The 9,003-nt window shown below is 65.5% G+C and carries 10 protein-coding genes; 3 read left to right on the forward strand and 7 right to left on the reverse strand.

The features are described from left to right. Positions 1-2: 2 nt before the first annotated feature. From GVM20_RS01270 to GVM20_RS01290, 5 genes are all read right to left on the reverse strand, one after another. Entirely contained in the window at positions 3-1,283 is a 1,281-nt protein-coding gene (locus GVM20_RS01270) for a pilus assembly protein CpaE (RefSeq protein WP_166545485.1), read from the reverse strand. A gap of 3 nt (positions 1,284-1,286) precedes the next feature. Then, positions 1,287-1,961, reverse strand: a complete 675-nt coding sequence (locus GVM20_RS01275) for a CpaD family pilus assembly protein (protein WP_166545486.1) — start codon at positions 1,959-1,961, stop codon at positions 1,287-1,289. 19 nt (positions 1,962-1,980) lie between these two features. Beyond that, positions 1,981-3,567: a type II and III secretion system protein family protein gene (locus GVM20_RS01280; protein ID WP_166545487.1), complete on the reverse strand. Its 1,587-nt coding sequence runs from the start codon at positions 3,565-3,567 to the stop codon at positions 1,981-1,983. An 86-nt stretch (positions 3,568-3,653) separates the two neighbouring features. Further along, complete coding sequence (gene cpaB, locus GVM20_RS01285) at positions 3,654-4,778, reverse strand: Flp pilus assembly protein CpaB (RefSeq protein ID WP_166545488.1); 1,125 nt, start codon at positions 4,776-4,778, stop codon at positions 3,654-3,656. A 90-nt stretch (positions 4,779-4,868) separates the two neighbouring features. Then, positions 4,869-5,354, reverse strand: coding sequence for an A24 family peptidase (locus GVM20_RS01290; protein ID WP_166545489.1), 486 nt, complete (start codon positions 5,352-5,354; stop codon positions 4,869-4,871). A 134-nt stretch (positions 5,355-5,488) separates the two neighbouring features. Here GVM20_RS01290 and GVM20_RS01295 point away from each other — a divergent pair, with 134 nt between their 5' ends. From GVM20_RS01295 to GVM20_RS01305, 3 genes are all read left to right on the forward strand, one after another. Then, entirely contained in the window at positions 5,489-6,427 is a 939-nt protein-coding gene (locus GVM20_RS01295) for an alpha/beta hydrolase (protein ID WP_166545490.1), read from the forward strand. Further along, positions 6,424-7,539, forward strand: a complete 1,116-nt coding sequence (locus tag GVM20_RS01300; RefSeq protein ID WP_166545491.1) for an NAD(P)/FAD-dependent oxidoreductase — start codon at positions 6,424-6,426, stop codon at positions 7,537-7,539. The genes GVM20_RS01295 and GVM20_RS01300 overlap by 4 nt, the downstream gene beginning before the upstream one ends. Before the next feature lie 61 nt (positions 7,540-7,600). Beyond that, positions 7,601-7,777, forward strand: a complete 177-nt coding sequence (locus tag GVM20_RS01305; protein ID WP_101791703.1) for a YegP family protein — start codon at positions 7,601-7,603, stop codon at positions 7,775-7,777. Between the two features lie 128 nt (positions 7,778-7,905). Here the strand turns inward: GVM20_RS01305 and rnhA are convergent, their stop codons facing one another. Together rnhA and GVM20_RS01315 are read right to left on the reverse strand one after the other, a co-directional pair. Next, entirely contained in the window at positions 7,906-8,346 is a 441-nt protein-coding gene (gene rnhA / locus GVM20_RS01310) for a ribonuclease HI (protein ID WP_166545492.1), read from the reverse strand. A gap of 28 nt (positions 8,347-8,374) precedes the next feature. Continuing rightward, the coding region (locus GVM20_RS01315) for a phosphotransferase (protein ID WP_166545493.1) at positions 8,375-9,003 on the reverse strand (629 nt) is incomplete at its 5' end.

Here is a 9,003-nt window from a genome sequence, read left to right on the forward strand (position 1 = left end):
GGTCAGTCGGCCTTGGTGAGGTCGACCTTGGGCTTCTTGGCGAGCATTGCCTTGAAATCGAAGTTGCCGAGCAGCGACTTCTTTTCCCCGCCGGTCGCAAGGGTGTCTTCCGTGCTCACGCCCATCACGCGCTCGGCGATTTGCCGGATCGCGGCGGTCGCCTTGCTGGACCGGTTGGCATCGACGAAAACCTGACCCAGCTTGGCTGCGTTCGAGGCCGCCTTGATGTCGTAAGGCACCACAAAATCGACCTTGCGTTCGATCGAAGCCTCGAAATCGGCCTTGCTGATCTCGGCGAGAGCGGTCTGCACCTTGTTGGCGACGATCATCGGATGCGCATGGCTCGCATTGGCCTTGAGCCACGAAAGAATGCGGATCGTGTCGCGCGCGGATGCCAGCGTCAGCTCGCAGGTCAGCACCACCAGGTTCACGTCAGCCAGAAGCTGCGGGAAGTTGATGAGCATGTTGCGCGGCAGATCGATCACCGTCATTTCGAACGCCTGGCGGAATTCATCCTCCAGTTGCACAAAGGCTGAACCATCGGTCATCAGCGGCTGATTGATCGGCGCTTCGGCGGACAGGATCGACAAGTTGTCACCGGCGCGCACCATCGCGCGTTCAATGAAGAGGGGGTCGATGCGGCTCGGGTTTTCGATCGCGTCGGTCAGGCCCCGGCCCGGCTCCAGATCCAGCGCCAGCGCACCAGTGCCGAAGTGGACGTCGAGGTCGAGCAGGGCGGTCGCCGCCTTGTGCTGTTCGGCGAACAGCCACGCCAGCGATGTCGCCAGCGTCGAAGCACCCACGCCGCCGCGCGTCCCGACCACGGCGGTCGAGATGTGACGCTTGGCCGCATCGGCATCGCCCGCCTTGGGCGACATGAACACGGCGAGCGCCTGATTGAGCGCATCATGCACCTGCTGCGCCGACAACGGCTTGAGCAAGTAATCGTGGATGCCGCTGGAGAGCAGGTCACGGTAGAGGCGCACGTCGTTGACTTGGCCGATGGCGATCACCACCGTGCCCGGCTCGCAGACTTCGGCGAGCGCGTTGATGTCGTTGAGCGGGTCACCGCTTTCCGACAGGTCGACCACGAGGATCGCCGGGCTGGCGCTGACCGAGAGCGATTGCACCGCATTGCGCAGGCCGCCCTTGTTGCACTTTTCCGGCTGCCAGCCGAGTTCGATGACCACCGGACGCAGCACATCAAGCGCGCTGTCATCGCAGATATAGGCCGCGAAGGGATCACGATTGCCGGGCAAGCCCGATTTCCAGGGAGCATTCATGGCTTAGTTACCTCCTCCGCCGCTGGCCGTGCCTGCGTCCTTCAGACCCGCCTTGCCGGTCGGTTCCATTTCACGATAGGTCGAGATCGCCTTGTTCGAGGTGGCGATCACGGTTTCGCCGTCACTCTTCTTGCCTTCGAGCAGGTCCTGTGGATCGGCGACCATGGCGGCCAGGTTGCTGTTGATCGCGCAGCCGTAGTTGGGGCTGAGACCGTTGGAGTAGTTCATGTCCGACTTCGCCGACCAATCCGGGCAACCCGGCACGGCGGCGGTGGTGCGGGTGATGACCACGCGGGCCTGACCCGGCTGGACAAAGCCTGCCGTGACCGGTGCGGTTTCGCTGAGCATCAGACCAAAGCGCGCCGCCAGATCGCGGATCGCATTGGTGACAGCCGGGTTCTGGCTCGGATTCTCGATCGCGATGCGATCCCCGTAGCGCAGGTCCATCGTCTCGAACCAGCCATTGAGGCGCTGCTGTTCCGAGATCGGCAGGCCAGACGTGGTGGTGGTGACGTCGAGCGTCATGTTGGTGCGTTCCACCACCGGCACCTTGGTGCTGTAGAGCGTGGTGTTGGTGGGCATCCCGCCGCAGCCGGCAAGGCCGAGGCCCAGCGTCAGCGCAAACGCGAGATTGGCCACATGATATTGGGGGCGCTTGGTGGGTCGTGCAATCGGCATCGTGGTCACCTTTCTCACGTTAGAGGCTGAAGCCCGGGGTCGCGGAGCTGGCTTCGCGTTCCTCACGGCGGTTCTTCTTGTCGGCGCGGCGCGGCTTTTCCGGCTGCGTCGGGACGATTGCGGCCGGATCGGCTGCGCTCACCTTGGGCTGCGGTGCATCCTGGCCACCGGCAACCGGGCCGGGGCGCTGTTCGCCCGAGACACCCGCGTTGTTCTGGTAACCGAGGAACTGCTCCATCTCGTTGGCGGAACGGAAGCCATCCGTCGGCAGCTTGATGTCCGCGGCGTTGACCGGCTTGACCAGATAGGGGGTGACGATGATCACCAACTCGGTCTCGCCCTTGCGGAACTGGCGGCTGCGGAACAGGTTGCCGAGGATCGGCACGTCGCCCAGGCCCGGCGCCTTTTCCAGCTGGTTCTGCGAGTTGGCGCTCATCAGGCCAGCGATCATGAAGCTCTGGCCCGAGCCCAGTTCGACCGTGGTTTCGGTCCGGCGGGTGGTGATCGCGGGAACCTGGAAGCCGTTGAGCGTGATCGCGCCCTGGGTCGAGAGTTCCGACACTTCCGGACGCACGCGCATCGAGATCCGGCCGTTCGACAGCACGGTCGGGGTGTAGGCGAGGCTCACGCCGAACTGGCGGAACTGCACCGTCACCTGGCCGAGGCCCTGTGCGATCGGGATCGGGAACTCACCACCCGCAAGGAAGGTGGCGGTTTCGCCGGAAAGCGCGGTCAGGTTCGGTTCGGTGATGGTGGTCACCAGACCCAGCCGCTCGGTCAGGTCGAGCGCGCCGAGCATGTTGAGCCCGAACAGCTTGCCGAGACCGGCAAGCGACGTGCCGCCCTGTGTGTCGACCGACGGGCCGACGAGTTCAGTGCCGTCCGGCAGCCTGATCGAGGTCTGCGCTGCGCCATTGCCGACGCCGAGCGGGCCACCAAAGTTGAATTCTTCACCGCCGATCGCCCGGCCGTTGCCCACGCCGAAGCGGAAGCCGCTGGTGGCGTCGGCCATCTGAAGGTTGCCGCCGATTTCGCGGACAAGGCTGCGGCTGACTTCAGCGAACTTCACGTGCAGGTTGACCTGCAGCGGAGTCGCGGTCTTCAGGCGGCTGATGACATTGGCGTCTTCGCCGAGGAAGGCGGTGACGAGGCGTTCGGCCTCGGCCGCATCTTCCGGTGCGCCCACGGTGCCGGTCAGCAGCACGGTGTTGGCACCCATGGTCGACACGCTGACCTTCGCGTCGGGCATCGCCATCGCCAGCATCTGGTCGATGCTGCCGATGTTCGATCCGACCCGGATGTTGGCCGAGAAGATCACATCGCCGCGTTCGTTGCTGGCGTAGATCGTGGTTTCACCGCCCGCCTTGCCGAAGACGTAAAGCTGACGCTGCGACTTCACCTGGACATCGGCGACCGCATCATTGGCGACAAACACGTCGGCCATGTTGCCCGGCACCGTCACCAGCTCGCCCTTGCCGATCGACAGGACGATTTCCTGCGCCGGGCTGACAACCTGCTGCGCGGTGGCAGTGGCCGCCGGCATGGCTGCCATTGGCACTGCGGCAATCGCAGCCACCAGCAGCTTGATCTTGAAATTGCGTGTCATGGGTTGCCCCCCTTCGGGTTTGCCACGGGTTGCCTGGAAAGCAGGCAAGCGATGGGTCATGGTCTTCAACATGGTCCTGATGCCTCTCAGTTGATCACGGTCGCACCGGCGGCGGGCAGTCTTTGCCCGGCGCGGCGCACACCGCTCGACTGACTGGAGAGGATCGCGGTGCCATTGGCCTTGGCGCTCACCGCGGTTTCTTCGGTTTCCTTGCCGCGGGTCACGCGGACGCTGGGGCCGCGATAGACCGGTGCAGCGTTGCCATCCGAGCCACCCGAACGGGCCGGAGCCGGAGCAGCGGCGGGTGCCGACTGCTGCTGGCCTTGCGGCTGGTTCTTGGGCGGCACGGTCGAACGCTGGAAGCGCGAGACATCGCCGCCGGTGACATAGGTCGTGCCCTTATCGAGCGGACGACCCATCGCGGCCTTGAGCATCTTTTCTTCCTGTTCGGGCGTCGCATTGGCCGGCAGCTGGACATCGCCAGAGGCGACAGCGCGCTCAAGTTCGGCCGGGCTATCGGCGAGCGAGCGCAGCACCAGGCTGATCGTGCCGATGGTCTGGGCGACCGCGACCTTTTCCGCGATCTTCGGCGTCACTTCGAGCGTGACGGTGCGGAATTCGCTCACCACGGTCTTGCCGTTTTCGTCGGTGGTCTTTTCAACCGTCTGGTCGGTCGCCAGCACGCGCAGATTGCGCAGCACGGTTTCCGCGGTGTTGAGGGTACATTCGGTGCAATCGCCCGAAACCTGCTGGGTCAGCACGAGGTCGACCCGGTCGCCGGCAAAGACGAAGCCTGCCACCCCGGTCGTCGCGGACACCGGAACGGTGACAGCGCGCATGCCCGGCCCGAGCGCCGCAGCGAGGAAGCCGCGATCGCCCGGCGCGACGAGCGAGCCCTGGGTGACCGGCTCACCGGCGGTGATCGGATAGCGCACCACAGTGCCCAGCAGCTTGTTCATGTCGGCTTCGCCGTCGATGAAGTAAGCATCCTGCACCAGTTCCTTGGGCCAGGGCTGGAAGCCCAGAGCGTCGGCGGTGATGATGGTGCCCGCAGTCAGCGCCCGCTTGGCAACAAGCACGCGCGGCCCGGTGGGCACGGCGGCTTCGGCATTGGGGGCAGCGCCTCCGGTGAACATGCTGCGTGCAGCAATCGCCGTCCCGATCGCGATGATCAGCGCTCCGAGCAGCAGAACCAGTTTCTTCCTATCCATGGCTCAAATAGCCCCCTCGTAAATGCCCTAGGTTTGGTTAGCGGGCGGGTATGGTTGCGATACGTAAGTCTTGACTGGTTAAAATCGGGTTCACGCCGCCTGAGCGGCGATTGCGCCGCCCGGCAGGTAGTTGACCGCCAGCACCCACAACCCGCCAAATGCGATGGCCACGCCGTAGGGAATCTTGAGCTTGTCGCGTTCGCGGCGGATGGTGTGCCAGCCGACCATCACGATCGTCAGTGCGCCGCCTGCCAGTGCCATCACCAGCAGCAACTGCATGAAATTGAACGGGGTGATCCACAGCGCCAGCACCGTCAGCAGCTTCACATCGCCGCCGCCCATCATGCGGAGCGCGAACATCCCCGCAAAGACGGCAAAGGCGGCGAGCGCCACGCCCAACTGGATCGCGACATCGGGCCACAGCGACAACCCGCTCGCCCACCAGAACACCGGCGCGCCGAGCGCGATGGCGGCATTCAGCCAATTATCGATCTGGCGGCGCCTCATATCCGTGAACGCGGCAAAGACCAGCGCAATTGCCAAGGCGATCAGCAGACCGTAGGAAATGGAATTCATCGACTTCGTGCCCCCGACGCGAGCCCTCGCGAGATGCGTGGGCCGTCCTTCAATGGGACACTGCTACAGGTTATGACTTACCAAATAGTAACCACGACAAACGGCATGCGACCTGACCCTGCGGGAGCGAAGCCATGATCGATCGCCGGGCAATCCCGCCCCACGCGCAGGAAAGCACGTGGGCAGCCGCAGACGGTCATGCCGTGCGCCGGATCGACTGGCCCGGCGGTGCTGTGCCGCGCGGCTCGATCCTGTTTCTTCCGGGGCGCGCCGATTTCTACGAAAAATACCTCGAGACGCTGGATGAATGGCACCGCGCCGGGTGGCGGGTGACTGCGTCAGACTGGCGCGGGCAGGCGGCATCGGGGCGGCTCGGCAAGGATGCGGTCACGGGCCATATCGAGGATTTCAGCATCTGGGTTGATGATCTGGCACACTTGTGGGAGCGCTGGGTCGCCGAAACGCCGGGGCCGCATGTGCTCGCGGCCCATTCGATGGGCGGCCATATCGTGCTGCGCGCGCTGGCGGCTGGGCGGGTCAAGCCGGACGCCGTGGTGCTGAGCGCGCCGATGACCGGCATGAACGGCCCGCCGTTGCCGCTTCCCATGCTCCACCGGGTGGCGCAGACCATGTGCCGGATCGGCGATCCGCTGCGCCAGGCGTGGAAATGGAGCGAAAAGCCGGGCGAGCTTCCCGCCGCCCGCTCGCATCTGCTCACCCATGATCCGGTGCGCTACGCCGATGAGCAATGGTGGCGTGACCACCGCCCGCAGCTGGTCATGGGGCCAGCGAGCTGGCGCTGGGTCGAGCGGGCCTATGCCTCCTGGCGGGTGCTGGACGCTCCCGGCGCGCTGGAAGCGGTGGACGTGCCCGTGCTGATTATCTCCACCGCGTCCGACAAGCTGGTCAGCCACGCCGCCAACCTCAAGGCTGCCAAGCGGTTGCCCAAGGGCGAGATGATGGCCTTGGGCGCCGAGGCTCATCACGAAGTGCTGCGCGAAGAAGACGCCGTGCGGGATCCCATCATGGCGAGAATCGCCGACTTCCTCGACCGGACGGCGCCACCTGCATGATCTACGATATCGCCATCATCGGGGCCGGCATGGCAGGCGCGAGCCTGGCAGCGGAACTTGCGCCCCACGCCACCGTGCTGCTGCTCGAAGCGGAGGATGCGCCGGGGTATCATGCCACGGGACGCTCGGCCGCGTTCTGGGAGGAATGCTACGGCGGCCCGGGCGTGGTGCCGCTGACGCTGGCCTCGGGTACCTATCTTGGCGAGCACGGATTCCTGACCCCGCGCGGCGCGCTCTATATCGGGCGCGGGGAAGACCGCGCGAAGATGGAGGATCATGTCGCAACCTTCGCCGGAACCGGCGTCACCATTGAGCGACTGAGTCCCGCCGAACTGGCGGACAAGGTGCCGCATATCCGCCCGGACTGGACCGAAGCGCTGCACCAGCCCGCCTGCGCTGACATCGATGTGGCGGGGCTGCACCAGCATTATCTCGGCGCGTGCCGTCGGCTTGGCGTGGAGATCGCCTGCCGGGCGCAGGTCGCGGGCCTTGTGCGCGAGGGCGGCGCTTGGACCATGACCTCCCAGCGCGGGGAGACGTGGCGTGCGGCCACCATCGTCAATGCCGCAGGCGCGTGGGCGGACAGCATCGCGCGTCTCGCTGGCGTTCGCCCCATCGGCATTGCGCCCTTCCGCCGCACCGTCGCCGTCCTGCGCGTTGCGCCGCAAGCCCCTGCCGATTTGCCGCTGGTGCTCGACATCAATGGCGGCTTCTATTTCAAGCCGGACGCCGGACGCCTGTGGCTCAGCCCGCATGACGAAATCCCGAGCGAACCCTGCGATGCCGCGCCCGAGGAACTTGACGTCGCCATCGCCATTGACCGTTTCCAGCAGGTCACCGACTGGCGGATCGAAGCGGTCGAGCGGCGCTGGGCGGGCCTGCGCAGCTTCGCGCCTGACCGGCTGCCGGTCTATGGCTTTGACGCCAATGCCGAGGGTTTCTTCTGGTTCGCAGGCCAAGGCGGCTTCGGCATCCAGACCGCGCCTGCCGCCGCTCGGCTGGGGGCGCAGTTGCTGCTGGGACATGGGGCCGACGCCATGACCGCGGCCATTGATCCGGCCATGTATGCCCCGGCACGATGGTCAGCGCAGGCCGAGGCGTTAAGCGTCTAGCCAAGCCGCTGGCCTTCTGGCATTTCCCTAATCTCGATTAACCACAAGGGAGGGAAAGCCGATGGCGCACACGTTTGAAATCTACAAGGATAACGCCGGCGAGTTCCGGGTGCGGTTCAAATACAACTCGGAAGTGATGTTCTCGACCCAGGGCTATTCGAGCAAGGCGAGCGCGCAGAACGCGATCGATTCGATCAAGAAGAACGGCCCCGGCGCCGAGGTTGAAGACAACAGCTAAAATTATTCCTCGTCATTGCGAGGCGCTGAAGGCGACGAAGCAATCCATGAGCTGACGGTTATGTCGGCAGCGCAGTTCGTCCATGGATTGCTTCGCTCCGCTTGCAATGACGAAGGAGGATGCTGGCGCTATCCCCCAGCGACCCGCGCTGCCTCGGCGCTCGCCAGCGCGTCGACCCGGTCATTTTCAGGGTGGCCATTGTGGCCCTTGACCCAGTGCCAGGTCACCTTGTGCGGGCGGGCGGCTTCGATCAGATCGTGCCACAGATCGGCATTGCGCACCGGTTTCTTGCTGGCATTGACCCAGCCATTGCGCTGCCAGCCGTGGATCCACTTGCTCATCCCGTCGAGCACATATTTGCTGTCGGAATAGAGGTCGACTTTGCACGGCTCGATCAGCGCATTCAGCCCCTTGATCGCCGCCATCAGCTCCATGCGGTTGTTGGTCGTGTCCCGCTCTCCGCCGGACAGTTCCTTTTCATGCGGGCCCATCCGCAGCAGAGCGCCCCAGCCGCCCGGGCCGGGATTGCCCTTGCAGGCGCCGTCGGTGAAGATTTCGACATGTTTCATGCCAGTCCCCTATGGCGGCAGAGGGCGATCACGCAAGCAGGCCGTCGCCCGCCTGGTCGTAGAACTGCCAGCGGCGCGCGAATTGCATCGGGTCCTTGCGGGTGACCAGCGCGTCGTCCGGGGTGTCGAGCCAGTCTTCGGCGCGGCTGGCGACGAAACGCAGGCACGCGCCCTTGGCGACGTCAGCAAACCGCGCGCGTTCCGCTGGTTCGAGCGGGCGGACGCTCTGATAGCCCTGCACCAGCGCCGCGCCGCAATCGGGGCGGTATGCGTTGGCCGCATCGAAGCACCACGCGGCATGGGTGACAGCAAGGTCGAGCACCATGGGCCCGGTGCAGGCGAAGTAGAAATCGATGAGGCCCGTCACTCGGTCGCCCAGCATCAGGACATTGTCGGGGAACAGGTCGGTATGGGTCTGCGACTGCGGCAGCGCCGACAGGTCGAGCGCGGCGGCGGTGCGGGCGTGATCGAGCATCGCGGGCAGGGCAGGGTCGATCGTCGCCAGCCGCTCCGCCCCGCACGCCTCCAGAATCGCGGCGATCGCGGCAAAGTCCATCGCATTGGCGCGGGTGCGGGGGAAATCCTCAGCCGCCAGATGCAGCCGCGCCAGCACTTCGCCCACGGCGCGCGCCTGCGTCGGCGTGGGGCGGGTGGGGG

The sequence above is a fragment of the Porphyrobacter sp. SLTP genome (assembly GCF_009905735.1).
Taxonomy (GTDB): Bacteria; Pseudomonadota; Alphaproteobacteria; order Sphingomonadales; family Sphingomonadaceae; genus Erythrobacter.

What these genes read in the sequence shown, in the direction of transcription:
- GVM20_RS01270 (WP_166545485.1), bottom strand. Translation starts at nt 1,283, where the DNA reads ATGAATGCTCCCTGGAAATCGGGCTTGCCCGGCAATCGTGATCCCTTC.
- GVM20_RS01275 (WP_166545486.1), bottom strand. Translation starts at nt 1,961, where the DNA reads ATGCCGATTGCACGACCCACCAAGCGCCCCCAATATCATGTGGCCAAT.
- GVM20_RS01280 (WP_166545487.1), bottom strand. Translation starts at nt 3,567, where the DNA reads ATGACACGCAATTTCAAGATCAAGCTGCTGGTGGCTGCGATTGCCGCA.
- cpaB (WP_166545488.1), bottom strand. Translation starts at nt 4,778, where the DNA reads ATGGATAGGAAGAAACTGGTTCTGCTGCTCGGAGCGCTGATCATCGCG.
- GVM20_RS01290 (WP_166545489.1), bottom strand. Translation starts at nt 5,354, where the DNA reads ATGAATTCCATTTCCTACGGTCTGCTGATCGCCTTGGCAATTGCGCTG.
- GVM20_RS01295 (WP_166545490.1), top strand. Translation starts at nt 5,489, where the DNA reads ATGATCGATCGCCGGGCAATCCCGCCCCACGCGCAGGAAAGCACGTGG.
- GVM20_RS01300 (WP_166545491.1), top strand. Translation starts at nt 6,424, where the DNA reads ATGATCTACGATATCGCCATCATCGGGGCCGGCATGGCAGGCGCGAGC.
- GVM20_RS01305 (WP_101791703.1), top strand. Translation starts at nt 7,601, where the DNA reads ATGGCGCACACGTTTGAAATCTACAAGGATAACGCCGGCGAGTTCCGG.
- rnhA (WP_166545492.1), bottom strand. Translation starts at nt 8,346, where the DNA reads ATGAAACATGTCGAAATCTTCACCGACGGCGCCTGCAAGGGCAATCCC.